This is a genomic window from Sphingobacterium prati, assembly GCF_013167215.1.
Classification (GTDB): domain Bacteria; phylum Bacteroidota; class Bacteroidia; order Sphingobacteriales; family Sphingobacteriaceae; genus Sphingobacterium; species Sphingobacterium prati.
The window spans coordinates 150,765-176,930 of record NZ_JABJWY010000038.1 but is presented as its reverse complement, the minus strand read 5'-3'; the positions used below and the strand labels follow the sequence as shown (position 1 = coordinate 176,930).

General features: G+C 38.3%; 22 protein-coding genes. 17 read left to right on the top strand and 5 right to left on the bottom strand.

Features of this window, described 5'->3' with window-relative positions:
• Positions 1–15: 15 nt before the first annotated feature.
• Positions 16–1,911, bottom strand: coding sequence for a hypothetical protein (locus HPC41_RS20230; RefSeq protein ID WP_172395919.1), 1,896 nt, complete (start codon positions 1,909–1,911; stop codon positions 16–18).
• A gap of 95 nt (positions 1,912–2,006) precedes the next feature.
• Between HPC41_RS20230 and HPC41_RS20225 the strand changes: the two genes are divergently transcribed.
• Positions 2,007–3,044 carry a hypothetical protein gene (locus tag HPC41_RS20225; RefSeq protein WP_172395918.1) on the top strand — a complete coding sequence of 346 codons (1,038 nt, stop codon included), beginning with the start codon at positions 2,007–2,009 and terminating at the stop codon, positions 3,042–3,044.
• Positions 3,004–5,460, top strand: a complete 2,457-nt coding sequence (locus HPC41_RS20220; protein ID WP_172395917.1) for a hypothetical protein — start codon at positions 3,004–3,006, stop codon at positions 5,458–5,460. Before HPC41_RS20225 ends, HPC41_RS20220 begins: the two co-directional genes overlap by 41 nt.
• A gap of 57 nt (positions 5,461–5,517) precedes the next feature.
• Here the strand turns inward: HPC41_RS20220 and rsgA are convergent, their stop codons facing one another.
• Positions 5,518–6,438 carry a ribosome small subunit-dependent GTPase A gene (gene rsgA / locus HPC41_RS20215; protein ID WP_172395916.1) on the bottom strand — a complete coding sequence of 307 codons (921 nt, stop codon included), beginning with the start codon at positions 6,436–6,438 and terminating at the stop codon, positions 5,518–5,520.
• Between the two features lie 106 nt (positions 6,439–6,544).
• Between rsgA and polA the strand changes: the two genes are divergently transcribed.
• From polA to HPC41_RS20160, 11 genes are all read left to right on the top strand, one after another.
• A complete protein-coding gene (polA, locus tag HPC41_RS20210) occupies positions 6,545–9,349 on the top strand; it encodes a DNA polymerase I (protein ID WP_172395915.1) in 2,805 nt (934 codons plus the stop codon).
• Positions 9,350–9,357: 8 nt separating this feature from the next.
• Positions 9,358–10,488 (top strand): toxin-antitoxin system YwqK family antitoxin, encoded by a 1,131-nt coding sequence (locus HPC41_RS20205; RefSeq protein ID WP_172395914.1) that lies wholly within the window; start codon positions 9,358–9,360, stop codon positions 10,486–10,488.
• 24 nt (positions 10,489–10,512) lie between these two features.
• On the top strand, positions 10,513–11,166 hold the full coding sequence (locus HPC41_RS20200; protein ID WP_172395913.1) for a phosphatidylserine decarboxylase family protein: 654 nt from the start codon (positions 10,513–10,515) through the stop codon (positions 11,164–11,166).
• Between the two features lie 62 nt (positions 11,167–11,228).
• The gene (locus HPC41_RS20195) at positions 11,229–12,266 is read left to right on the top strand and encodes a sensor histidine kinase (RefSeq protein ID WP_172395912.1); all 1,038 of its coding nucleotides are present in this window, start codon (positions 11,229–11,231) and stop codon (positions 12,264–12,266) included.
• Between the two features lie 90 nt (positions 12,267–12,356).
• Entirely contained in the window at positions 12,357–13,004 is a 648-nt protein-coding gene (locus tag HPC41_RS20190; RefSeq protein WP_108634567.1) for a DUF47 domain-containing protein, read from the top strand.
• A gap of 37 nt (positions 13,005–13,041) precedes the next feature.
• A complete protein-coding gene (locus HPC41_RS20185) occupies positions 13,042–14,052 on the top strand; it encodes an inorganic phosphate transporter (protein ID WP_172395911.1) in 1,011 nt (336 codons plus the stop codon).
• A gap of 200 nt (positions 14,053–14,252) precedes the next feature.
• On the top strand, positions 14,253–15,686 hold the full coding sequence (locus HPC41_RS20180; protein ID WP_420240160.1) for an OmpA family protein: 1,434 nt from the start codon (positions 14,253–14,255) through the stop codon (positions 15,684–15,686).
• 182 nt (positions 15,687–15,868) lie between these two features.
• Positions 15,869–17,281, top strand: coding sequence for a tetratricopeptide repeat protein (locus HPC41_RS20175; protein WP_172395910.1), 1,413 nt, complete (start codon positions 15,869–15,871; stop codon positions 17,279–17,281).
• A gap of 100 nt (positions 17,282–17,381) precedes the next feature.
• Complete coding sequence (locus HPC41_RS20170) at positions 17,382–18,125, top strand: shikimate dehydrogenase family protein (protein WP_172395909.1); 744 nt, start codon at positions 17,382–17,384, stop codon at positions 18,123–18,125.
• 43 nt (positions 18,126–18,168) lie between these two features.
• On the top strand, positions 18,169–18,810 hold the full coding sequence (locus HPC41_RS20165; RefSeq protein ID WP_172395908.1) for an MBL fold metallo-hydrolase: 642 nt from the start codon (positions 18,169–18,171) through the stop codon (positions 18,808–18,810).
• Between the two features lie 3 nt (positions 18,811–18,813).
• Positions 18,814–20,043, top strand: a complete 1,230-nt coding sequence (locus HPC41_RS20160) for an FtsX-like permease family protein (protein WP_172395907.1) — start codon at positions 18,814–18,816, stop codon at positions 20,041–20,043.
• Here the strand turns inward: HPC41_RS20160 and HPC41_RS20155 are convergent.
• Both HPC41_RS20155 and HPC41_RS20150 read right to left on the bottom strand, forming a co-directional pair.
• The gene (locus HPC41_RS20155; protein WP_172395906.1) at positions 20,040–20,690 is read right to left on the bottom strand and encodes a carboxypeptidase regulatory-like domain-containing protein; all 651 of its coding nucleotides are present in this window, start codon (positions 20,688–20,690) and stop codon (positions 20,040–20,042) included. The two genes, HPC41_RS20160 and HPC41_RS20155, sit on opposite strands and share 4 nt — an antisense overlap.
• A gap of 57 nt (positions 20,691–20,747) precedes the next feature.
• A complete protein-coding gene (locus HPC41_RS20150; protein ID WP_172395905.1) occupies positions 20,748–21,023 on the bottom strand; it encodes a NifU family protein in 276 nt (91 codons plus the stop codon).
• Between the two features lie 240 nt (positions 21,024–21,263).
• On the opposite strand from HPC41_RS20150, the gene HPC41_RS20145 reads away from it, so the two are divergent.
• From HPC41_RS20145 to coaBC, 3 genes are read left to right on the top strand one after another with little or no spacing between them, the layout of a single operon-like run.
• Complete coding sequence (locus HPC41_RS20145; protein WP_172395904.1) at positions 21,264–22,193, top strand: outer membrane protein assembly factor BamD; 930 nt, start codon at positions 21,264–21,266, stop codon at positions 22,191–22,193.
• The gene (locus HPC41_RS20140; RefSeq protein WP_172395903.1) at positions 22,177–22,506 is read left to right on the top strand and encodes a DNA-directed RNA polymerase subunit omega; all 330 of its coding nucleotides are present in this window, start codon (positions 22,177–22,179) and stop codon (positions 22,504–22,506) included. The genes HPC41_RS20145 and HPC41_RS20140 overlap by 17 nt, the downstream gene beginning before the upstream one ends.
• A gap of 16 nt (positions 22,507–22,522) precedes the next feature.
• A complete protein-coding gene (coaBC, locus tag HPC41_RS20135) occupies positions 22,523–23,731 on the top strand; it encodes a bifunctional phosphopantothenoylcysteine decarboxylase/phosphopantothenate--cysteine ligase CoaBC (RefSeq protein ID WP_172395902.1) in 1,209 nt (402 codons plus the stop codon).
• Positions 23,732–23,770: 39 nt separating this feature from the next.
• Here the strand turns inward: coaBC and HPC41_RS20130 are convergent, their stop codons facing one another.
• A complete protein-coding gene (locus HPC41_RS20130) occupies positions 23,771–25,138 on the bottom strand; it encodes a methyltransferase RsmF C-terminal domain-like protein (protein ID WP_172395901.1) in 1,368 nt (455 codons plus the stop codon).
• Between the two features lie 88 nt (positions 25,139–25,226).
• Here HPC41_RS20130 and HPC41_RS20125 point away from each other — a divergent pair, with 88 nt between their 5' ends.
• Positions 25,227–25,613, top strand: a complete 387-nt coding sequence (locus tag HPC41_RS20125) for an SRPBCC family protein (RefSeq protein ID WP_172395900.1) — start codon at positions 25,227–25,229, stop codon at positions 25,611–25,613.
• The last annotated feature ends 553 nt before the right edge of the window (positions 25,614–26,166 follow it).

Genomic DNA, 26,166 nt, shown 5'->3' with positions numbered 1-26,166 from the left:
ATTCCAGACAATCTTCTAGCTTCCGGGATTTTCTTTCTCTAATTCCTTTTCAGCTTTTTCCCGATCCCGTTTTCGCTTTTCTTCTATTTTGGCGGCCGCTTTTTCTTCTTCTTCTTTTTCTTCTTTTAACAATTCCTCAGCAGTTTTATGCTTCTTAAATATCCCTGAGAATAATTTCTTCGCTTTTTCGACACCACTTACCACCTTTTCAACCCGATCAGCTGTATTAATCAATTTTGCCTCCCGTTCAGGCCCCAAACCAACACATTGTTTAATTCCCATGAGCAAACTTTGCCACATCGCCTTGAAAAAAGGATGATAAGGATCCCGATGCTTATTGATATGACCAACAGTGTATTTACCATACAGATCCGGATTGCCAGGATTAAACAACACCTGATTAACCATAAATGAGAGAAATCCCTTCTTTTCCCTGCGCCCATCGTCCCCTGTTTCGGAAAGAATATTGACTTTCAGATCGTTGTAATCCATATTAAATGTACCCTTGCTCCGGTAATCATTCGCCCAAACATCAAATACGATCCGTTTCAGATTACCAGATTTAACTTCAACGTTCAACAGTGGTCGAATCATTTTGTTGACAACCGTTAAATCCATCTGGCCAAGACTGCCTTTATACGTATAGGCTCCCACTTTAGAAGTCATATCAAAAACAAAATTAGTCAGTAACTTGCCCGAGTTCATAAAGTTGGTGCTCAGGTTAGCACGCATAAGCTTTTGTTTGAGCAATTTTGTTGAATCATTCGTTACATTCAGAATTGTGCCATAAGTGTGATCAAAAGTAATGGTTCCAATATGACTATATTTGTCGCTCATCTCGGAATAAGAAACACCAATATCATCCAAAAAAAGCGAATCAATTCCTAACCGGGTCGACATTTGCATCAATTTCATATGGGGAGCATTTCCGATCTGACGCGTAGCAGCACCCTTGTAATGTTTATCACTATAAATCGAAAGCTGTCCATTTTTTAAGAATGCTTTCTGTGCATAGACCTTTTTATCTCGGGAAAGCTGCCCAAAATTAAATTCCGCTAATTGCAGGGTGTCCATTCTAAAAACAATATAACTTCCCCCTTCTCCCTTCTTTCTATAATAAGCAGCCTTGTTTAGCGTCGGTTGGTAAGCAACTTTAGTCAAAAGGACGTTTCGGTCCTTACTATTGATCTTAAGTTTATCAAAATCAATTTTATAAAAGCCATCCGGAGTTTTATAGGTAAACCCAGGGACTTCTATATCAATCATCTTCGTGTGATAAAAACGTTGTTTGTCTTGTTCAGAAGTTGAATCAATAAGAACATCATCAATTCGCACTTTTACTTTTTTTATTTCAAAGTCTTGCTGTACGCCCTTTTGTACCTGCGTATATTTAAAATCAATATCATTCAAGTTGACCGCTTCAACATGGATCTTTTTTAGATTTTCCTTTATTTTCTCATATAAAGGCTTTTTAGGGCCGCGACTCACTGTATCGTTATAACGGTGTACTTCATTGATTACATGAATTGTCGGTGTATCTACAGTAATATCGTGCAAGAAAAGCTCTTTGTCCATCAACACCTTACGAATACCAAAGCTTTTGATCTTAAGCTTGTTAATAGTAATTTCGAAACGATTGTCAGGAGCCTTTTCCATCCGTTCCAATTTCTTATACACTAAGCTGTCTGGAACTAAATGAAGATTTTCAATCGTTAGATTGCCAAGAGCCAAATTAACGTGGATATCCTCATAATGAACAGTGTATAAACTGTCCGTCGCCTGCAAAACCAGCTGCTTAATTTTGGTATCCAACAAAGGTTTCCACTTATTACTAAAATACCAGATACTTCCAGTCAAAGCCAGAAGAATAAACACAACAATACCGATGATCCACTTAAAAATAGGCTTCATAAAGTCACAATCTCTTTGTAATTTAGTCTTTATTTTATGGAATAACAAACCATATTAACCCCGTTTTGTTTCAAATACTATTAAATAATGCAAATATGCAGCTCCGAATACGACTTTTTTTCTTTCTCGCACCTTTTTGGCTATTTGTACTCAGTTCTTGTTCAAATTCAAAACCCGAAACAGGCTTCTACTTTTGGAAAACAGTATTTCAGCTTGACACCGTAGAACATCGTGCACTAAAAGAGGTGGCTGCTAAATCCATATATACACGAATTATGGATATAGATTTTGACCCTTCTGGTGTTCAGGCTGTGCCCGTTAGCCCCATTACCTTCTCCCAGCCAGTCCCTAAAGAACAAGTGTTAATACCAGTTGTATTTATCAATCAACGCATTTTTTCTGAAATGGACAGCTTAGAGATAAGAGCCCTAGCCCATAAAATTGTTCCATTTGTCTCTGCAAAAATTAAACAAGCTGGCAAAGAAGAATTTAATGAATTACAATTGGATTGCGATTGGACGCAATCCTCGCGTGACAAATTCTTTTATTTGCTCAAATATATACAGGAACTACCAGCCTTAAAAGGGATTGTAGTAAGTTCAACGTTAAGGTTGCATCAAGTAAAAAACACCGTTACAAGCGGTATCCCGCCAGTCAAGAAAGCGATTTTAATGTGCTACAACATGGGCAACCTACGTCAGTTTGGAAATCAGAACTCCATTCTGAATCAACAGGACCTAAAGACTTATTTGGGTGGTACACTTCGCAATTATCCTTTGGAAATGGATATCGCACTTCCCCTATTTCAATGGTTTGTAGTTTTTAGAAACAATAATTACATCGGTATTTCAAAGCATATCAGTGAACAGGATATCAATAATACAACCCTATTCACCCATAATCCCAACAGTAATTTATATATTTTAACTGTCGATCTCCCCAAAGCAAACCTCAAAAAAGGAGATGTCGTACGCTTTGAGAAAGTAACACAAAACGATCTTCTACAAACGGCAAAATTTTTGAGGGGAGAATTGAAAGGGAAAAAACATCAGCTTATTTTTTATCATTTAGACCAAGCTACATTAGCAAATCATGGCAATGCCGAGTTACAGGAAATTATTCGTGCTTTCTAGCACTACACTTGCATTCTTCTTTGGAGAAATTGCAGTCAATATCGCATGTGGTCCTGAAGTTGACCCTTATGACAACCAGACGACTTACTATCTTCCGCATCTTGAGGACAATGGGTTTTCTGCATTTCAATACATTCCTTATCAATTTTTATATACTGAAGAAACTCCGATCAAAGAAAGTCGCGTCAATAGCGAAGCTTGGGCAAAGCACTTAGGATCAGGTGTAAATACAAAAGATATCGAACAATTGATGTACCAAAGCGATTCCGCAACATCCAATCTGGTCAGTAATCAACAAAAATCATCCTGGGGCACTCTTCCTGACTCCATCAAGGGAAACACATTTTTACAAACCTTAATTGATGGTAAACATGAGCCTGAACGCGCCTACTTTGTTTTTACAAAAAAACAAGAACCCATAACAAATGTTGAGCAAAATTACTGGGATCCCGATACACGGAATTTTAAGGAGATCGTCCAATACGCTCAACTGGCTGAAGAGCAGATCAACAAGCATAAAAAAAACAGTTTCCTTTTTGTGCGTTATGCCTATCAAGCTGCTCGCTTATATTTATTCGGACAGGAATATGCTAAAAGCATCGCTGTCTATGAAAAATATTTACAGCCGATCAAAGGAAACGAGGCGATCTTAAATTGGGCGCTTTCCAACTATGCTGGAGCTGTCCGTAAAAATGGGGATGGTGCGAAAGCCGCCTATCTATTCGCTAAGCTATTCACAGCCAGTCCGGAAAGACGTGTTTTGGCCTACTCAAACTTTCATTATATCACAGCTTCTGACACTGAAATTTTTCAATATGCAGCCAATGATGCGGACAATTTTAACCTAAACGCCATTATAGGTTTCGGCACAGGTGATCGCACCATGAAATATCTAGACGCCTGTTACAGGCTTGACCCCGCTAACACCATTAATGCCGTTTTGCTAGGAAGAGAAGTCAACAAAATAGAAGGAGACATGAATGAGTCTTTTTATATCGGCTATGGAGAAAATTACAGCTATTATTCCCGAAACGAGAATAAAAACACTGTTAAACAGCACTTGGATTCCCTTCGCAATTTTGCTTTAAACCTCTATCAGGACAAAAAATACATTCAGCCACAACTCGGCCTAATTACTGCCGCTTATCTAAGCTGGATGAATAGAGAAAATGAACAGGCAAAAAAATATCTTGTCCAAGTAAAAGAAAATGAATTGAATCCTAGGTTGGGCGATCAATATCAGATTACTGTGTTGCTTACCCAGTTAGCCGACTGGCAAACCAGCAAACAGATTGATCAACCAAAGCTGGTCAAAACATTAACATGGTTAGAGGAGAAAGCCAAGCAGGATGGAAAAAACTCAAGCAACAGAAAGGAATGGAGCTATAGTGCTTTCGAATACAGCAATTATAGTTTAATCGCCAGAAACATCCTTCAAAATCTCGTCGTCAAACATTATCTCAGCACACAAGATACGGCTATGGCGAGTTTAGCAGCTGTGAAAGCCGATATCTTCTACAATTACGGCGTCGCTAAGGATTCTCTTGAAGACAACATGCAATGGTCTACCATGCATTTTTGGGAAAATAGTCTCACACCTAAAACATTGTTAAAAATAAGAGCTTTATTGTCTGACAATACACAACAAAATACACTATCCCGGTTTTTACTTGAAGATATCAAGCATTTTAATAGGGATTATCTGACAGAGCTTTTAGGTACCGCATATTTACGGGAACTGGATTTCCAGAAAGCAGCAACGACGCTACAGGCGCTTCCTACGAACCACAAAATAAGGGAAATAAAGAATTGGTATAATGAAGATGAAACAGATGTTATACCCAATCCGTTTATCGTTACCGTCAATGACTATCCCAAGAAATACGGAAAAGAGAACACAACGAAACTAAAATATGCGGAGCGCATGGCGCGATTGGAAAATGCAATAAAAAGCGAAAAAAACAATCAGAAAAAAGCCGATTATTACTTTCAGATGGCTACGGGAATTTACCAGACCAGCACCTACGGAAATGCCTGGTCATTAGTTTCCTACGATTGGTCATCCACGGATAGTCATGCCGCCTCAACAATACACTGGCAGCGGAATTATTTACAGGCAAAATCAGCAAAAGAATGGTATGGCAAAGCACGTTCACTAAGCTCAGATAAAGAATTTAAGGCCAAATGTACATTTATGCTTGCAAAATGCGAACAGAAAGATTTTGTTTATACAGAAGACACACGCTGGAAATATTATGATTCTCCATTGAAAAATCCGTTCTATCGCTTTTCGCTGCAGAATAAGTATTTTAGGGAACTTAACACACAGTATAAGGACACTCCATTTTTCAATACCGCTTCAAGGGAATGTACTTATCTAAGAGACTATATAAATCTTACACAAGCCTTAAAATAAAGACGCTCTTTCCTTTAAATAAAGAAAGGCTTCCACACATTTGGAAGCCTTTCTTTATTATGCTCTACTATCTTCATTATGATACATACTGAGATAACTATCGTAACGGGATGATTCAATCTCGCCTTCCTCGACAGCTTCCATAATGACACATCCCGGTTCGTTGATATGTCGACAGTTATTGAACCGACATTGGTTCATCAACGCACGCATCTCAGGGAAAAAGTGAGACAGTTCTTGTTTTTCGATATCCACAATTCCCAATTCGCGAATGCCGGGTGTATCAATCAGTTTTCCCCCAAACGGTAAATCAAACATTTCCGCAAATGTAGTCGTATGCTTCCCTTTATCTGACCAATCCGAAATTTCACCGGTTTTCAAACCATATTCTGGTACAATAGCATTAATCAACGTAGATTTGCCTACACCGGAATGCCCCGACACCAATGTAATCTTATCCTGAAGCAATTCCTTAACAAGATCGATATTTTTTCCTGTCAACGCCGATACCTCATAGCATGGATAACCTATCCGTTCATAAATGGCTTTATACTCGGCCAATATTTCTAGGCCCTCATCACTAAAAAGATCGAGTTTATTAAAAATAAGCACTGCCGGTATGCTATAAGCTTCAGTGGTCACCAAAAAACGATCGATAAAGCCCAGCGATGTTGGTGGAGAAGCTAAAGTAACCACTAGAAAAGCCTGATCTAAGTTAGCACCGATAATCTGCGTTTGTTTGGATAAATTGACCGACTTTCGAATAATATAATTGCGACGGGGTTCCAATTCACGAATGACAGCACTTTCAAGATCCGGTTCCACATCGAAATGTACCCAATCTCCCACAGCCACAGGGTTGGTTGTTTTAATTCCTTTGGTACGAAACTTTCCTTTGATCCGGCAATCATATCGCTTGCCGTCTTCGCCCAAAACCTGATACCAGCTACCCGTGGACTTTGTTACCAATCCTCTCATAGAACCTCTTGCATTAAATGTGTCATAGCACAAAAATCGGAAAAATTTATTAAACTTACGGTTTGATGAATTTCTTACCTTTGTAAGGAGACTAAAATTCAATTTTGTGAAAAAACTATTTCTTTTAGATGGAATGGCTCTTATATATAGGGCATATTTTGCATTGAGCAAGACCCCACGTATCACCTCTACAGGGTTGAATACCGGGGCAATCATGGGATTTACCAATACACTATTGGAGGTATTGAAAAATCAGCAACCTTCTCATATAGCGGTAGTGTTCGACACGGCTGCACCTACAGCACGCCATATTGAATTTGAAGCCTATAAAGCACACCGCGAAAAAATGCCCGAAGATCTTTCGGCTTCTATCCCATACATCTACCGACTGATTGAAGGATTCAATATCCCGATAATTACCATGGACGGTTATGAAGCCGATGATATCATCGGAACATTGGCAAAAAAAGCGGAGCAAGAAAACTTTCAAGTCTACTGTATGACACCTGATAAAGATTTTGGTCAACTTGTCTCGGACAATATTTTTATTTACAAGCCCGCCCGTATGGGTAATGGAGCCGAAGTACAGGGAGTGAAAGAAATCCGAGAAAAATGGGAAGTCACTGATGTCTGCCAGGTCATTGACATTTTGGGTCTATGGGGTGATGCAGTAGATAATATTCCAGGAATTCCTGGCATTGGAGAGAAGACCGCAAAGAAATTAGTGCAAGAATTTGGTTCAGTTGAAGGAATAATAGCCAAGGCCGATCAGCTTAAAGGCAAAATGCGTGAAAATGTCGAAAATTTTGCAGAACAGGGATTGATCTCAAAAAAATTGGCGACAATTCTATTGGACGTCCCCGTTGAGCTTGACGAAAAAGCATTGGAACTTGAGGACCCAAATAAAGATATTCTCGAGCCCCTCTTTGCTGAGCTGGAATTTAGAACGCTTGGAAAAAGAGTTTTTGGAGAAGATTTCTCCATACTTGAAAAGAATAGCCCTTTGAACGGACAAATGGATTTATTCGCTGTACAAACGACAACGGTAACAACGACTACAGCTATCGCAATAGAAGTTTCGAATGAAAATATCGTCTTAAAAAACATTCATAATACTGCGCACGAATACACTTTAATTGATACGACCGAAGAACAAGAAAAGCTTGCCAAAGAGCTTGCGGCAAAGGAGAGCTTTTGTTTTGATACTGAAACAACAGGATTAGACGCAAACCTTGCTGATGTTGTTGGACTCTCTTTTTCATTTGAAACGGGAAAAGCATACTATATTCCCACGCCAGCAAATCGGGAAGAAGCACAGCGCATCCTCAACATTTTTAAACCTGTATTGGAAAATCCAGCAATTGAGAAGATCGGTCAAAATATCAAATACGATATTTTATTATTGGCCCGATATGGCATTAAAGTTCAGGGAACTCTATTTGACACCATGTTAGCGCATTACCTCATTGATCCCGATACAAGACACGGAATGGATGTGCTCGCTGAAAACTATTTAAATTACAGCCCTGTTTCAATTACCGAGCTCATTGGCGAAAAAGGGAAAAAGCAAGGTAATATGCGTGATGTCGAATTCGAGCAGATCAAAGAATATGCGGCCGAAGATGCGGATATTACACTGCAGCTTAGAAACATATTTCAACCTCTTTTAGTGGAAACAGACACGTTACAATTAGCCCAGGAGGTTGAATTTCCACTTGTCTATGTACTAGCAGAAATAGAACGGAATGGCGTAAAGATTGATGTCCCTGCTTTAGGAGAATTTTCTAAAACCTTAGAACAGGATATTCGGAATCTCGAAAACTCTATATTTGAAAAAGCGGGAGTTAACTTCAATATCGCCTCGCCAAAACAGTTAGGTGAAGTATTATTCGACAAGCTCCAATTGGATCCGAAGGCAAAAAAAACAAAAACGGGACAATATAAAACTGGTGAAGATGTTTTATTGGCGTTGGCACATAAATCGGATATCGTTCAGGACATTTTAAATTTTAGGCAATTACAGAAATTAAAATCCACTTACGTAGATTCATTACCCGAATTGATCAATCCAGAAACTGGCCTCATCCATACGTCCTACAATCAGGCTGTTGCCGCAACAGGCCGTTTGAGCTCCACCAACCCAAATCTGCAGAATATCCCAATCCGGACGGAAAGAGGACGGGAAGTGAGAAAAGCATTTATTCCCCGCTCAGTGGACAATGTGATCTTATCCGCCGATTATTCACAGATCGAATTGCGCCTGATTGCGGAATTGAGTAAAGATCAGAATATGATGGAAGCTTTTAGTCAAGGTCACGATATCCATCGCGCTACGGCAGCGAAAGTTTATAACATGGCTTTCGACGAAGTAACGTCCGAACAACGACGCAATGCGAAAGCAGTCAACTTCGGCATTATTTATGGTCAATCCGCCTTTGGTCTATCCCAAAATCTAGGTATTTCACGTAAAGAAGCAGCGGACATCATTAATGAATATTTCAATCAATATACGGGTATCAAGAAGTATATGAGTGATGCTGTTGAATTTGCCAAAGAGAAAGGGTACGTTGAAACAATTTTAAAGCGCAGACGTTATTTGAGAGATATTAATTCCGCAAATATGACCGTTCGCGGATTTGCTGAACGAAATGCGATCAATGCACCGATTCAGGGCTCAGCAGCAGATTTAATCAAGATTGCTATGATTGCGATACAAAAAGAAATCGAACAGCAGGGACTCATAGGTAAAATGATTATGCAGGTGCATGATGAGCTGGTATTTGATGTTCCGAGACAAGAGGTTGAAGCATTCAAAACCATTATTCTGGACAAAATGACAAACGCGATTTCAACAACCGTTCCATTGGTCGTTGAAATCGGAGAAGGTAAAAATTGGCTTGAGGCACATTAAATTTTGTTATGACTAAAAAATTCATTTATATACTGTTGTTGTTATCCTCATTCTGCTTTAAGAATATTCAGGCGCAAGAAGATAAACCTGTATTTTACGAAAAATTAGATCAGGGATTAATTCGTTTCTATTTTGATAAATATTATTATCTGGCAGCAAAAGATTGCGAATTCAAAACAATTGAACGCGTCAGCAAATTTGATTTCACAAAGCAAATTTTCGAAGGGGAATTTCGTGATTTTGCCCCCAATGGCAATCGCTTGCTTATCGGAAACTATAAGGATGGTAAAAAAGAAGGCCTATTTCAAGCTTTTCACCCAAATGGCGTGCTGAAATGGGAAATAAATTTTAAAGACAACTACCCTATTGGCGATTGGAAATATTATTATCCCGATGGGAAGCCATTATTGACAGTCAGCTACGGCGATTTTGGATATTTCATCAAAGATTATTGGGATAACCGGGGGAAACAGGAAGTCGTTAATGGTGAGGGCAACTACGAGTTTGCAATACCATTCGAAGGCTTTACCGAATTTGGTTATGATTTTTATTTGCGCAAAGGGAAAGTAAAAGGTGGAAAACCACAAGGGAATTGGAACACTTACTTTTATAATGTAGGACAGCAGCCGATTTATGCAATGACACAACGGTTTGTTAATGGACAAATTACGGTTACCTACGATGACAATGGGGAGCTTCCAATCGAAGATTTTCAGTCGTTGAGTATTCTTCCATACGATTATTTCGTCCGTGCAGAATTACTAAACAGTAAATCCTGTAGTTTTGATGACTTCTCAAATTTCTATGCGTTTCTTGCCAAACGTTTTACTGATGGAATCAATAAAAGCGGAATTGAAGTCACCGGTCAATTAAATTTCTCCTATGAGGTTGAGGTAAAAAAAACAGGAGCAGTCAATATGCGAAGCCTCAGGCTCAATGTAGACTCCAGTAATGAAAATTACCATAATATTTTGAACCGGATTGCGAAAGGCATAGATTTTTATTTTCCAACCTATAAACAAGATCAACCTCACGACGATACGATTAAAGTTTCCGGAAGTATTACAACAGCAAGTGATGGAAAGGTCTATACGCATTCAATTAAAATTGAAAGACAAATCGACAATCCGAGTAAATAATTATCTTTGCAGAAATAAATAGATATGAAATTCCATAAAGAAGGATATACCACCCTAGCGATTGCTATACTTTTTATCTTTATCATCAATGCCGTTGCGGATTATTATGATGCTTCACAGTATGTAAAATGGGTTATTTTTGCCCTTTCAGCATTCCTATTCATCACTGTTGTCCAATTTTTTAGAAGTCCCAAGAAAGTCGTTAGTCCACAAGATGGTACAATCTTATGCCCTGCAGATGGAAAAGTTGTGGTTATCGAAGAAACTGAAGAAAACGAGTATTTTCATGATAGAAGGATACAGGTTTCTATTTTCATGTCTCCCGTCAATGTCCATGTGAATCGAAATCCCATTAGTGGTCTGGTCACTTTTTTCAAATACCATCCAGGGAAATTTTTGGTTGCCTGGCATCCAAAATCTTCTACAGATAACGAAAGAACGACTGTCGTGGTGAAAGATAAAGAAGGAAGGGAAGTTCTCTTTCGTCAAATCGCCGGCGCATTAGCCCGCCGCATTGTTTGGTACGTAAAGGAAAATGATCAGGTTGTGCAAGGCAACGAGTTCGGTTTTATCAAATTTGGTTCGCGTGTCGATCTATTTCTACCGCTAGGAACAGAAATCAATGTGAATATTGGCGATAAAGTTACTGGGGCCAAGACCATTATCGGAAAATTTTAACAATTTATTAATACCATAATAAGTAACTTAGGCTCCAATTAGGGGCCTTTTTTATTCAACAGATGAATTTTAGACAATTATTATTGGCAAACTCCGCTGGCGTTGGTATCGCAATATCCACCATCAGCTTTTATTATAAACATGATCTTCAGACCGCGCTGATTATATTTTTTGTTGCGCTGGTAGTCTGCTTTCTTCTATTCAATTATCTTTTCGAGAAATACATCTATCGCCGTCTCAATACCATGTATAAGCTAATTCACAACCTCAAGCTCGGCAAGGATCTTAAAGATGCAATTGGTGAACATGTCAGTGAAGATCCCATTACAGATGCCGAGAATGATGTAAAAGCCTGGGCAAAAGATAAAAAAAATGAAATTGAACAATTAAAATCTCAGGAGAAATTTCGACGTGAATTTCTATCCAATATCTCACATGAGTTCAAAACTCCCCTCTTTGCCACCCAGGGTTACATCGAAACCCTGCAAGACGGATTAATGGAAGAGGATATGGAAATGGCAAAAAATTTCTTGGATAAAGCTGCCCGCAATCTTGATAGATTGAATTACCTCATTCAAGATTTAGATGAAATATCCAAATTAGAATCTGGAAAAATGGTCTTGAACATTGAAAAATTTGACATCGTAGACCTGATCAAAGACATCTCCTATTCATTAGAAGACAAAGCCAAACAGCACCATATCAAAATCGAGTTTAAGCCTAAGGCCGGCACACCGCACTGGGTCAAGGCCGATCGCAACAAAATACATCAGGTGCTGTATAATCTCATAGACAATTCCCTCAAATATGGGAAGGAAGGTGGGACTACAAAAATCAAAATTTTTCCACTATTTGAGCAGGTGCTCATTGAAATCACTGACGATGGTTATGGAATTGAAGAAAAAAATCTGAGCCGCGTATTCGAGCGATTCTTCCGAACAGACAAAAGTCGATCAAGAGATATTGGCGGATCCGGCCTAGGCCTTGCTATTGTAAAACATATTATCGAAGCCCATCAACAGAACGTCAATGTACGTAGTACTGAGGGGATTGGAACTACTTTCGGCTTTACTTTGCAAAAAGTTCAAACCGGAGATTAAACAATTGATGACACTTTTGTGTTTAAACAAAACCAATGTTAACATTAACTTAACATTAGGGTGTTACTTTTGCAAAAATAAATTTAAGATATGTCTTTAAATAGCATTTTTCAATACTTCGTTCCAAAGGACAAAAAATTCTTTCCTTTGTTTGAACAGGCAGGCAACAATTTGATCGAAATGTCTCAATTGTTAAAAGATATTGTTAACTCAAACAATCCGGAGAAGAAGAAGGAGTTCACACGCAAGATGGAAGACCTGGAGCACAGAGGCGACAACATCACCCATCAAATTCATTTGGAACTAGGTAAAAATTTCATTACACCTTTTGATCGCGAAGATATACACTCTTTAGCAAGTTCATTGGACGATGTAGCAGACTTTATCCATGGCGCTGCCAACAGAATGGATTTATACAAGGTTGAAAAAGCAACAGAGCCGATGATCGAAATCGCGGATCTCTTGGTAGAAGCTACGGAGCATGTTTCAAAAGCAATCCACGAACTTCGTGACCTAAAAAACATCCGCAATATTACTGATTCGTGCGTACGTATCAATAGTGTTGAAAACAAAGCAGACTATATTTTTGACAAAGCGGTGGCTGATCTTTTTGAATTTGAAAAAGATGCGATCTCATTGATCAAACATAAAGAGGTATTATCCGCAATGGAAGATGCAACAGACAAATGCGAGGATGTTGCTAACGTCTTAGAAAGTATTCTAGTTAAAAACGCATAATCATTCGATCATTAGTGCATAAAAATTCTACGAGATTATGATGTCAACATTACTCGTTGTTGTGATTGTCCTAGCGATTGCATTTGACTACATCAATGGATTCCATGATGCCGCCAACTCAATTGCGACAGTTGTATCAACAAAAGTTCTCACACCAGCAATGGCTGTATTATGGGCTGCCATATTCAACTTTGCTGCTTATTTCTACTTTACAGACCATAAAGTAGCCAACACCATTGCTAAAACGGTATTGGAAGAATATATTACCCTTGAGGTCATCTTTGCCGGCCTGCTCGCAGCAATTGGCTGGAACTTGTTCACTTGGTACTACGGAGTACCATCGAGTTCATCACATACCTTAATTGGAGGTTTTGCAGGATCAGGAATGGCCTATGCTTTTATTCTAGGAGCAGATCCTATTCATGCCATTAATATCGATGCGACTTTAAAAATTATTGCTTTCATCGTGCTGGCGCCAATCATTGGTATGACCATATCCATTATCATTACGCTCATAGTAATCAACTTGGCAAAAAACTCCCGTCCTAGTGTTGCCGAAAAGTGGTTTAAAGTATTACAGTTGGTTTCTTCTGCGGGTTTGAGTTTTGCCCATGGTGGTAATGATGCCCAAAAAGTAATGGGTATTATCCTTGTTGCTATGGTTGCTGGAGGTTATATGGAAAACACCGAACATATGCCTGAATGGATTCCGTTGACTTGTTACGCAGCAATTGCAGCCGGAACAATGAGTGGTGGCTGGAAAATTGTAAAAACAATGGGCACAAAGATCACGAAAGTGACACCATTAGAGGGAGTCTGCGCTGAATCTGCAGGTGCTGTTACATTAGGGATAACAGAACATTTCGGTATCCCAGCTTCAACTACACATACGATTACAGGTGCTATTATCGGTGTCGGCGTTGTCAAGCGTGTCTCAGCAGTTCGTTGGGGTGTTACTATCAGTCTATTATGGGCTTGGATATTGACGATCCCAGTATCTGCACTGCTTGGTGCACTATCATTAGTTATCGTCCATTATTTACTTTAGAAAGAATTTCTTAATTTTTTTCTTAAAGCTATTGAAACAAAACAAAAATTTGGTACTTTCGTACCGAATTTTTGTTTTGTTGTTTCACATTAAATACTTAATTTAGTACGAAATATAGCGAAAACAAAAATTTAACATAATTTTAAGATTTTGGCACGGCAATTGTACTGTTCCAAGTATTAATACAAGTGAATTTAAAATTGAAAACAATTAAAATTAATAATAACCTTAAAAACAAGAGTATGAACTATTCTACAATTAAAAAAACAGCTGTTGCTGCTACATTAGTTGCCGCTTTAGGTTTCGCTGATACAGCACAAGCTCAACAAGTATTCGGTGGTAGATCACAATACAGAACTTGGTCTATCGGAGTTCAAGGCGGTATTACTACACCTAACACTGTGATTGGTGGTAACAACGCTTTTGGTCAAAAAGTAGGTTACTTTCAAAACAAAGTAGGTGAGTATTACGGTTTGACAGTACGTAAACAATTCTCGCACCTATTCGGGTTAGAAGTGGAAGCAAACCGTGGTAAGATCAAAACTTACAACCATGATGAGTCTGGTCCTGCTTTCGAAGCTGGTTCTGGTTCTAGTTTAGGTCGTGCTCAATCGGCTGAAACAAAAGTAAATTGGGCAGCTAGTTTAAACGGTGTATTCCAATTAGGAACAGTTGATTTCTTGAGAAGAGAAAATGCCGTTAATTTTTACGCTAAAGTAGGTATCGGTGCTTTCGCTTACAATCCGGTCCAATTTTCCAATAACGAATTTGGTGGAACTGTTGTTTACGATCAAAAATGGGGTGAAGATGTATTAGGAGACCGTTCTCCTTCAGAGGCAAGAGATAAAGATTACCGTTTAGGTATGATTGTTCCTGTAGGTGTTGGTGCTAAATTCAAATTATCTGAGGTTGTTGCCTTGAACTTAGGTTACACAATGAACTTCACTGATGAAGCATTATTGTATGGACCTAACAGACATGGATCTGCTAAACAACGTTTCTCTAACGTATATGGTGGTTTAGAATTTACTTTAGGTTCAAAAGACAAGCAGAACTTGACTTTTGCTAACCCTGTAGCTACACTTTACGATGAATTGAAAGATCCTTCATTGAGAAACGAAGTTGAAGCATTGAAACAACGTGTAAGCACTTTGGAAGGTACTGTTAACACTTTAAGCGCTGATGCTGATGGTGACGGTGTATCTGATAAATTCGATAAATGTCCTAACACGCCAGCTGGCACTCCAGTAGATGGTTCAGGATGTCCGATCAAATTCCCAGAGCCAGTAGTTGAAAGCGCTACTGCTAACGGTTACTATGCTCCAATTCAATTCGAATTTGATAGCTCAGTATTGAAAACTTCATCTTACTCAACTCTAGACAAATTGGCTAAAGAAGTACGTGATAACAATTCAACTGTAACTTTAGATGGTTATGCATCCGCTGAAGGTACAGAAGCTTACAACATGACTTTGTCTAAAGACCGTGCTAACTCTGTAAAACAATATTTGGTAAATGCTGGTGTTTCTTCATCAAGCATTACTGCTAACGGTTACGGAGAGGCTAACCCAGTTGCATCTAATTCAACTGAAGAAGGTCGTGTTCAAAACCGTCGTGTTGAGATCAAAAAATAATCGTATATAATTTATACCATTATATTTAAAAGCCGGCTCTGGAGCCGGCTTTTTTATTTTGACAGTATTTATCCTTAACTTTGTGGATGATATCTAATTTGTGGAAAAGTTAATCCATAAAATTAGAGAAGAAATTAGTATTTTGATTTAAGGAATAAAATACTGGTTTTAAACTTTTGAAAATGGAAGAGGATTTTGAATTTGAAAACCCCGAAGAAAGAAAAATCTCGGTGGACCGATATGAGGAAATGCTTCGAAACGAGGATCAGTATTTTTTTGACTCCAAGGCCTTCGAAGGAATTATTGACTATTACGCTGAAAAAAATGACCCTGTAAAAGCACTACAAGTAACAGAATTTGCGATTAGCCAGCATCCTTTTGATATCACATTTCTGTTGAAGCAAGCTCAATTGTTCTCAACAATTCAGCAATATCAGAATGCACTGGCGGCATTGGACAAAGCTGAACTATTGGAAGCTTCAGAAGGCGATATATTTTTGATTAGAGGTGGAATTTTAGGAAGCATCGGACAGTTTGATGATGCGTTAGAACAACTATTTAAAGCCTTACCTTTATTAGACAATAAGGATGAAGTCTACTTTCATATAGCGATGATTTTCCAAGCCCAAATGGATTATGATAAAGCTATTGTTTATTTAAAGAAAGCGCTCGAACTTAATATGGACTATCAAGAGGCGCTCTATGAACTAGCGTATTGTTACGACGTGCTTGATAGGCAAGAAGAAAGCATATCCTTCTATAACAAATATATAGACTCAGATCCTTATTCGTATTATGCCTGGTATAACTTAGGCAACTCTTATCACAAAATCGGCAAGTTCGATGCGGCGCTGGATGCTTATGATTATGCCATCTTGATCAAAGAGGATTTTTCATCAGCTTATTTCAACAAAGGAAATGCGCTCGTCAATTTAGATCGTTACCAGGAGGCCTTAGACGTTTATAAACAAACCTTCGAATATGAGCAGCCTAGCGCAGATACTTACTGTGCAATCGGCGAATGTTATGAAAAGTTGGAGCAGATGGAAGAAGCTCGAAATTATTATAAAAAAGCGGTGAAATTGGATGCTGAGTTAGCGGATGCATGGTTTGGTATCGGAGTTACCTTGGATTTTGAAGAACGTTATTTTGAATCTCTTCATTTCTACAAAAAAGCATTAGAACTAGAGGACACAAATCCCGACTATTGGTTTGCTATTGCAGATGCGCGTTATAAATTGCAACAAATCGATCAAGCTGAAGAGGCCTACAAAAAAGTAGTAGCATTGAATCCATCTGATATAGATGCCTGGCTGGATTACTCATCCATTTTATTTGAACAGAGCAAAGTTGATGAAGCTATCAATGTTATGTCCGATGCGATTACCCAAAACCCGCAAGCAGCAGAATTGTACTATCGTGTAGTCGCTTATTTATTCGCTAATGGACAATATAATGAAGCTTTAAACTTCTTAGAATTAGGCTTAGCGACGAATCCAGAAAAACATTACATTCTTTTTGATTACCTTCCTCAATTACAGGGAAATCAAATTATCACTGAAATCGTAAAAAAATACACAAAGCCAAAAGATTAAAAAATATATCTGTAGGCAGTCACGAAGATTACCTACAGATATAAAATCCGATACAATTACATCAAGAAGCTTGTAACCCAAAGACGTAGTAAACCCTCCGATGAAAAAATTAGGTTTGATAGGATACCCCTTAGGGCATTCTTTTTCCAAGAAATATTATTTAGGGAAGTTTGAGAAAGAAAATATTCAGCATATAGATTATGAGCTATATCCGATTGAACGCATAGCAGAGTTTCCGTCAATTTTTATGAACAAGGACTTCTATGGCGTTAATGTGACCATCCCCTATAAGATAGAAGTCATGGATTATTTGAACGAACTGTCAGAAGAGGCTAAAGCCATACAGGCGGTAAACTGTATCCGCATCACCCATCTTGCGGATGGTAGCACCTATCTTAAAGGTTACAATACAGATGCATATGGTTTTGAAGCATCACTAAAACCTCTTTTGAAAGAACACGATAAAAAGGCCTTAATTTTGGGAAACGGTGGTGCTGCAAAGGCAGTTATGTATGCATTGGATCAATTAAGTATCGCATACAAGCTCGTCAGTAGAACAAAGCAAGCAGATAACTACACCTATGATGAATTAGATGCATCAATTTTAGCAGAACACACAGTAATTGTCAATTGCTCACCCGTTGGTACATTCCCCAATATTACAGAGTCTCCTGCTTTACCTTATGAATACATCAATGACAAGCATTTATTCTACGATCTAATCTATAATCCTGAGGAGACATCCTTTCTAAAAAAAGGAAAAGAGAAAGGTGCTCGAATTAAGAATGGCTATGAAATGTTATTGCTTCAGGCTGAAAAGAATTGGGAAATCTGGAATAGCTGATTTTTCACTATTTAGCGAACAATAAAAACAGTAATTTTGCTTTATGTTAAAGATTAGAACATTTACTTTCAACGCATATCAAGAAAACACCTATTTATTGCATAACGAACAGGGAAATGCACTTATTATTGACCCAGGCATGTATGTCGAAAATGAGCAGGCAGAGTTTTCGACATTTATCGATCATCATAATCTCAGCCCTCGATTGTTATTAAATACGCATTGCCATATTGATCATGTTTTAGGTAATTATTTCATTCACGAGAAGTTTGGTCTTCTTCCTCAATTTCACGAAGGTGAACTATCTACCTTGGTTGCTGTTCAAAACTATGCCCCCCAAATGGGATTTCGCTATGAGATCTCTCCCATTGGAGAAGTATTTTTAAATGATGGGGATATAATCCAATTGGATCATGATAAATTGGAAGTTATCTTAGCGCCCGGCCATTCGCCTGCCCATATTTGTTTTTATTCCGCTTCACAAAAATTTCTAATTGGTGGAGATGTTCTGTTCCGTAACAGCATTGGTCGTACTGATTTACCAGGAGGAAACCATCAGCAGCTTCTGGATAGCATCAAACAAAAAATTTACACCTTACCTGATGACACCGTCGTTTATCCTGGTCATGGCCCATCGACGACTATAGGTTTTGAAAAGAACTCCAATCCATTTATTCAAGGATAAGATATGAACTTGCCTTTTCTATTTGCCAAAAGATATCTCTTTTCAAAAAAATCGGTCAACGCGATTAATATCATTTCCTCAATCAGTGTGATCGGTGTGATGGTAAGTAGTGCGGCATTAATTATACTCCTATCCTCTTTTAATGGCATGGAAGAGCTTATTCTATCCATGTATAGCAAATTCGCACCCGAACTAAAGATTGAGCCCCAAAAGGGTAAGCTTTTTGAGACTAATAAACCGATTTTCCAAGAGCTTCGAAACGATCCCAACGTCGTTCATTATACAGAAGTATTAGAAGAAAAAGTATTGCTGCAATACGGTAACCGGCAATATATTTCGACCATAAAAGGAGTCGAGCCCCAATCGCTCAATACAAGTATTGGTGATAGTATTCTTGTGGACGGGACATATCAACTCGTGCGAGATTCAACGAAGTTGGCTATACTCGGGGCAAGTGTTCAGGCCAACCTTGGTGTATCGATACAAAATACACCTGATTTAATCCAAGTTTATTCTCCAAGAAAAGGAGTCAAAAATTCAGCCAATCCAGCAGAAGAATTTAATATTCGATCTATTACCCCTACGGGAGTCCTCAGGTATCAGCAGGATTTTGATAATTTCGTTATTACGCCGATTTCATTTGCAAAGGAAGTACTTGGCGAATATGATAGGGTATCGTCCATTGAGTTTTATTTAAAGGAAGGGACTCCGGTCAGAGAATTCGAGCGAGATCTTCAAAAAAAATTGGGGGTGAATTATCTAGTTAAGAATAGAGAAGAACAAAACCCAACCTTATATAAAAACGTACGTGTAGAGCGCTGGGTTGTGTTTTTCATTCTAACATTGATCAGTGTCATCGCAATTTTCAATATTGTGGGATCATTGACGATGTTGGTATTGGATAAACAAAAGGACATGACAGTCTTAAAGAGTTTAGGTGGAAACAATAACTTAATTCAACGTATTTTCTTTTACGAGGGATTAATGATCGCAATTATCGGTTGCATTTTAGGTTTACTACTGGGGGCTGTCTTCAATTATATTCAGTCAACATATGGTATAATACGCGTTGAAGACGGTACAAACGCTATTTTAGATAGTTATCCTATGGTTAGCAGATGGAGTGATTATCTATTAGTATTTATTACGGTTACCAGCATATCAGGACTAGTCTCATATTTCTCAGCGAAGATAAGTGTAAAAGAACTGAATAAACTAAAAGCAACAGATTAATAGCGGGAACTTTTAGAACGGCTTTGGTTACCCTTAGTTATTTGTTGGATTAAGCTTCCCCAAGCAAAAGGATTTAATAAAGGATTAGCATAACGCTGGTTGATGACTTTATTATTCATCGTATTGAAGCTCTGGGCATTATTGATTGAACGCATCTCGCTGCCATCACGGGGTACTACTGCAGCCATAGCTGATAATGATTCATAGGAAAGCGATCTTCTGGCCCGCACTATATTATCTTCAGATACATCCAAGTTCATAAACGCAATATTAAACTCTTCAATACTAGCCCATGGATAGGGTGTGACCATGGGTAATTCCGTAACCAAGTTTTGCATGACAATATTAGCGGTATATTTGTCTCCGGCAACTTCAGGAATTGTTATAGTGAGAGGATCGAATCCGACGGAGGTAAAACGAATTGTATCTCCTACATGGGCCACAAATGAAAAATAGCCTTCATTATTTGCTGCAATCGCCTCGTTACGAAAGGACAAATTGGTTACTGTAGCATAGCCGACAGGTAGTCCTGAACCCACAGTAGTTACAATACCAGAATATTGAATGATCTTTCTCTCTTGAGCATTCAAAATAGAAAAATCAAAAAATATTGATAAAACTAATAATATAGGAATCAGCAATTTCATAGAACAAATTTACACAAAAACAGCCGAGCTAGCCGTTAAATTGTGTTAATAGATAAATTAGTTAGCCGAAGGCATAGTCGCATCAGGAGAATCCGGATCAGTAAGATTGATCGCTTCTACAGCTGTAATCTCGGGTACAGCTTTTTTAATAGCCTGTTCCAATCCGGCTTTAAAAGTCATGATGCTCATTGAACATGAAGCACAAGCGCCTAATAGTTTTAATCGCACGACATTATCTGCTGTAATCTCTTCAACACTCACATTTCCGCCATCAGTTTCCAAATAGGGTCTCAAGGTATCCAGTGCTTGCTCCACTCTTTCTTTTAAAGTCATACTCTTAATTAAAATCAATGATTGTACATGTAAAGATAGTCAAATATTTTAAAATCTATATTTTTCCTCTACTTGGGCCTTAGAAAAACAACAAGTTTATGACAATACCGCTACTAAATTGCATTAACGAGTTAAAGAATGTTAATATAAAATGTAGTTTTTGGGATCAAATAATTATTAAACTATATTGCGCAGTAAAATTTAATTGATTAGTATAACAAATTCACTTATCTTTGTAAAATGTTTTTAAATAGGCGTATAGCGGCTATCTGTGCCGGCATGATGTTTCTATTGGTATTTACTGGTTGCAAGAGTAAATTTGAGAAATTGCGCGCAAGCAATAATATCGCTCAAAAGTATGAAGAAGCCGTAAAACTATATGAGAAAAAGAAATATACAAAGGCATTAGTTTTGTTCGATGACTTGCGGACCAAATTTCGCGGACAGGCTGAAGCAGAAAATATCTACTATTATCTAGCATTTGCCAATTACCGTCTGAAAGATTATACTTCAGCAGCATACCATTTTAAGGACTTTGCCGATGTTTACCCAAACAGCCCCCGGGCTGAAGAATGTCGTTTCATGCATGCCTATTGCTACTATTTGGATTCACCTCGATCAACTTTGGATCAAGCAAATACAAAGAAAGCAATCGATGCTTTACAACTTTTTGTCAATCTCTACCCAGAATCTGAACGCGCTAAAGAAGCTGCAGATCTGATTCAAAAGTTAAGAGACAAACTTGAGCTTAAAGCTTTTGCGAACGCCAGACTCTATTACGACATGGGGCTTAATGATGATTATAGAGCTGCTGTTATTGCGTTACAAAATGTATTAAAAGAATATCCTGACACCAAATACGCTGAAGAAATTGAATTTCTGACGCTAAAGGCACAATACATTTTTGCATCAAAAAGTATTCTGCAAAAGCAGGAAAGCAGATATGACGAAACATTGGATTATTACCGTAATTTTGCAAGCAATTACCCCAATAGCAAACATATAAAAGAAGCGGAATCCATTCGTGAAGATTCCGAAAAAGGGATTAAAACAGCCGCTTCCCACATGAAAGAATATAAGAAGGCTCTTGCTGAGCAAGAAGCGTATATAAAAGAACAAAAGGCGAAAAAAGAAAAAGAAAATACCGAAAAAGATGAGTCAAAAAAATAATAATTCAATTCCAAATTCTACGGTTACACGTGACCTTAGACAATTGGACAAAGGAACTGACAATCTCTATGAATCTATTGTAGTTATTTCCAAACGCGCAAATCAAATTGCGGTAGATGTAAAAGAAGAACTCAACGGAAAACTTGCTGAATTTGCAAGTAATAACGATAATTTAGAAGAGGTATTCGAAAACCGCGAACAGATTGAGATTTCTAAACATTATGAGCGTATGCCAAAACCAACTTTGGTAGCAATCGATGAGTTTTTACACGACAAAGTGTATTACAGAAATCCTTCAAAAGAGCAGGACTAATCGCCAAACCTATAAAATGGCTTTAGCAGGGAAAAATATTGTAATTGCTGTATGCGGTAGTATCGCCGCATACAAAATTGCGTCCCTTATTCGTCTGCTCATAAAAGCGGATGCCCAGGTTAAAGTGATTATGTCTAAGGAAGCCACAGCTTTCATTACCCCCCTTACGCTTTCTACACTATCCAAAAACCCGGTTTTAATTGACTATTACCAACCCAATACAGGTGAATGGAATAATCATGTAGAAATTGCTTTGGAAGCCGATTATATACTCATAGCTCCTGCAACAGCAAACACCATCGGTAAGATGGCTAACGGGCTCTGTGATAATCTACTTATGGCAGTATATTTATCAGCAAAGTGTCCAGTGTTCTTTGCTCCGGCAATGGATTTAGATATGTGGAAACACCCATCTACACAATCCAATATCGCCAAACTTGGAGCTTACGGCAATATAATCATACCTCCTGAAAAAGGTGAGTTAGCCAGTGGATTAATAGGTGAAGGACGTCTTGCCGAACCAGAGGAACTTTTCCGCTTTCTAGCAGATTTTGCTAACGAAAAACTTCCTCTATCGGGTCTAAAGGCACTCGTATCAGCAGGGCCAACGCATGAAGCCATAGATCCTGTCCGCTTTATTGGCAATCATTCCAGTGGAAAGATGGGCTTTGCCATTGCCCAACAATTAAAGGAACTCGGAGCCGATGTCACATTAGTTTCTGGACCTACAGCACTGCCACATCCCCAACAAATGACAGTCGTCCCTGTCACTTCCGCGGCCGAAATGCTTCAAGCCTGTGAAAAGTATTTCGACGATGCTTCCATTATTGTCATGAGTGCCGCAGTTGCGGATTATACTCCTATCGAAGTGGCATCTCAGAAAATAAAGAAGAAAGAAAATGAATTTTCTATTGCTTTGAAGAAAACAACTGACATTCTCGCGACTTTAGGTGCAAAAAAGAAGAAAAATCAATTACTAATTGGATTTGCTCTAGAGACCAATAATGAACTCGAGAATGCAAAAGATAAATTAGTTCGAAAAAATCTCGATTTTATTGTGCTCAATTCCATGCAGAATCAGGGTGCTGGGTTTGCTACAGATACAAACAAAGTCACAATTATCAATCGTTTGGGCGAAAACAAAACATTTGCTTTGAAATCGAAGAAAGATGTTGCAAAAGATATTTGTTCGATCATTGTGCAGTATATTCCCCTCGAAAATTGATCTTAGAATCCCAAGGAATATGTCACGTCCATTATTCCGCTAAAGATTCATAATTCTTAGTTCTTTCGGGTAGTAATTATTGATCCTATTTGGTAAGATTTTCATCCACCCTAATGACATCCCTCTATATTTTGCTAAAGCCCAGCCCTTAATATTGGGAGAGTCTGCCTCTAGTGTCAAATTTTCTTTCCTAAGGTAATTTTGAGCCTCCTCGAGTGTAAATTCAAGACTTTGTACATTAGGGTTCAATACATTACTTAATGCCAATGCGTGGCTTGGAATAAGCTCCTTTCGATTGAGCTTTCCTATATTGATTCCAGCATTCTTGAGATAAAGCACATTCTGTAGATACTTCAAATCATTTTCATATTTTTTTGGGAATATATAGAGATCATCGTGATGGATAAATGGAAAGAACTCATCCACATCTAATATCCAAGTGTCCAAAATTCCCTTCGGCACATCCGATTTTTCTGGTTTTATCCGCTTTCTATTAAATGTAGATTGCTCAGCTATTTTGCGCAAAACAGTAATAAAAAAACCTTCTCCGTCTAATTTATGGGGATAGAAACGGTATCCATGTGCGGTTTGTTCAACCGATGTTGTATGCTCGATCCCCCAATTATCATCAATTGCAATTTCAATTGACTCAAAATCTCCCGTCCCTATTAACCAATCTGCTATATCTTCATTTTCCTCTTCAGAATAAGAGCAGGTTGAGTAAAGTAGGTATCCACCTGTTTTCAATGCAGCGATACTTTCTGCTAATATTCGTTGTTGTCTTTCACTACAAAGTTTAACATTAGCTTCCGACCATTCATCTATCGCATCGACATCCTTTCTAAACATACCTGATCCTGAACAAGGCGCATCTACGACCATGAAATCAAAATATCCAGGCAGACGACCAAATGCCGAAGGATCATTATTTGTGACCACCGTGTTCGCATTTCCCCATTTTATTAGGTTATCCTGTAAGATATTTACACGAGGCTTGATTATTTCGTTGGCGACAAGTAGACTGTCGGGATGTAAACTACTGTTCAGCAAAGTTGATTTTCCACCAGGAGCTGCACATAGGTCCAGTGCATAAACCGGTTTAGATTCTACCTTCAGCTCACGGATGATGTGGTCTATAAACATAGATGAGGCATCCTGGGGATAATAGCCTCCTGCATGAAATAAAGGATCGAGTGTAAATATGGGGCGTTCTTTGAGATAAAAAGCGCTATTGCACCATGGTACCATTCCCTTACTGGAAAATGGGCATTCCTCCAATTTTCGTGTGTTTAACCGTATCGCTGTTGCCCGTTGGGCCTCTTCATGTACTCTAATAAATTCAGCAGTATTAAATAACGGATTTGCACCTAATTTTTTTACTAATGAATTTGGCAGAAAATTACTCATGTCGTCCTAATAATTTGTGCTAAAATTAATATAAATAAAAATGAACTCAAAATAAGTAGTAAATTACGGGAAAGAGTAAATTTGTATCATGAAAGATCTCAAAAAATATGCTATTATCCCGGCGACACCAGAAGAACTGTATCTCGCCTTAACAACCGAAATTACTGCCCGTCTTTGGACCGGTGATCTTGTCTCAATAGATCCGACAGTAAATGGTGAATTTTCATTATGGGATGGTGCAATTACTGGTCGATTCTTGGAATTAGAACCATCCATTAAAATTGTCCAGGAATGGTATTTTGGAGAAACCGACAGCCCTTCAATTGTTACCTTGAAGCTGCATGAACACAAAAAGGGAACATCATTAGAGATTAGACAAACCAATATACCCGATGAAGATTACGAAAATATTGCCGAAGGTTGGGAAGATCCCTATATCTCTTCCTTAATTGATTTCTATACGGAAGAAGATTAATCTTGAACAATATTGCTGGAGAGCCTAGTTTTTTGGAAGCTAGGCCCTCTTCGTTATCCTATTTAAAAAATCCGTAACCTTTGTCTGAGGATCCTTTTTACAGTATATAAAATTTAAAAGCTTCTTTTCCATAAGACCTTTTTAACAGCTTTAGCATCCTTAATATCTGCCATCTATTAAAGCCTTTAACTCCAAAAATAACTTAATTAAATCCATCTGTCCCTCAATTACTAGGCTCGCATCTATTTGAGGAACATCACCGGTATTAGGTTAGATCAACAACGACTGAGATGAGCGCTATTATAGAAGGATGGTTTTAATCCGGAGCGCGCTTTCAAAGGTGTTTGTCTTCTATACCTATTTCAAGGCATGGATAGGAAGTATAAATCAAGAACAGCAGTAGGATATAAGGCTATTCTGAGATAGTGAAAGAAACTTTAAGAAACCCGAGAATGGGATCGTATGGACTAGTATTCCCGGTGCAAGCCAAATTCATAGGAGCCTGCCGGGGACATTGTTTTCTGTGAAAAGTATGCAAACGCAAAAAGCCCTT

Excerpts from the sequence above, each read along its gene's own strand:
- HPC41_RS20175 (WP_172395910.1), top strand. The coding sequence starts at position 15,869 with ATGGAAGAGGATTTTGAATTTGAAAACCCCGAAGAAAGAAAAATCTCG.
- HPC41_RS20205 (WP_172395914.1), top strand. The coding sequence starts at position 9,358 with ATGACTAAAAAATTCATTTATATACTGTTGTTGTTATCCTCATTCTGC.
- HPC41_RS20230 (WP_172395919.1), bottom strand. The coding sequence starts at position 1,911 with ATGAAGCCTATTTTTAAGTGGATCATCGGTATTGTTGTGTTTATTCTT.
- HPC41_RS20155 (WP_172395906.1), bottom strand. The coding sequence starts at position 20,690 with ATGAAATTGCTGATTCCTATATTATTAGTTTTATCAATATTTTTTGAT.
- HPC41_RS20150 (WP_172395905.1), bottom strand. The coding sequence starts at position 21,023 with ATGACTTTAAAAGAAAGAGTGGAGCAAGCACTGGATACCTTGAGACCC.
- HPC41_RS20140 (WP_172395903.1), top strand. The coding sequence starts at position 22,177 with ATGAGTCAAAAAAATAATAATTCAATTCCAAATTCTACGGTTACACGT.
- HPC41_RS20170 (WP_172395909.1), top strand. The coding sequence starts at position 17,382 with ATGAAAAAATTAGGTTTGATAGGATACCCCTTAGGGCATTCTTTTTCC.
- HPC41_RS20130 (WP_172395901.1), bottom strand. The coding sequence starts at position 25,138 with ATGAGTAATTTTCTGCCAAATTCATTAGTAAAAAAATTAGGTGCAAAT.
- HPC41_RS20160 (WP_172395907.1), top strand. The coding sequence starts at position 18,814 with ATGAACTTGCCTTTTCTATTTGCCAAAAGATATCTCTTTTCAAAAAAA.
- HPC41_RS20190 (WP_108634567.1), top strand. The coding sequence starts at position 12,357 with ATGTCTTTAAATAGCATTTTTCAATACTTCGTTCCAAAGGACAAAAAA.
- HPC41_RS20225 (WP_172395918.1), top strand. The coding sequence starts at position 2,007 with ATGCAGCTCCGAATACGACTTTTTTTCTTTCTCGCACCTTTTTGGCTA.
- HPC41_RS20125 (WP_172395900.1), top strand. The coding sequence starts at position 25,227 with ATGAAAGATCTCAAAAAATATGCTATTATCCCGGCGACACCAGAAGAA.
- HPC41_RS20185 (WP_172395911.1), top strand. The coding sequence starts at position 13,042 with ATGATGTCAACATTACTCGTTGTTGTGATTGTCCTAGCGATTGCATTT.
- HPC41_RS20195 (WP_172395912.1), top strand. The coding sequence starts at position 11,229 with ATGAATTTTAGACAATTATTATTGGCAAACTCCGCTGGCGTTGGTATC.
- HPC41_RS20220 (WP_172395917.1), top strand. The coding sequence starts at position 3,004 with ATGGCAATGCCGAGTTACAGGAAATTATTCGTGCTTTCTAGCACTACA.
- coaBC (WP_172395902.1), top strand. The coding sequence starts at position 22,523 with ATGGCTTTAGCAGGGAAAAATATTGTAATTGCTGTATGCGGTAGTATC.
- rsgA (WP_172395916.1), bottom strand. The coding sequence starts at position 6,438 with ATGAGAGGATTGGTAACAAAGTCCACGGGTAGCTGGTATCAGGTTTTG.
- HPC41_RS20145 (WP_172395904.1), top strand. The coding sequence starts at position 21,264 with ATGTTTTTAAATAGGCGTATAGCGGCTATCTGTGCCGGCATGATGTTT.
- HPC41_RS20165 (WP_172395908.1), top strand. The coding sequence starts at position 18,169 with ATGTTAAAGATTAGAACATTTACTTTCAACGCATATCAAGAAAACACC.
- HPC41_RS20200 (WP_172395913.1), top strand. The coding sequence starts at position 10,513 with ATGAAATTCCATAAAGAAGGATATACCACCCTAGCGATTGCTATACTT.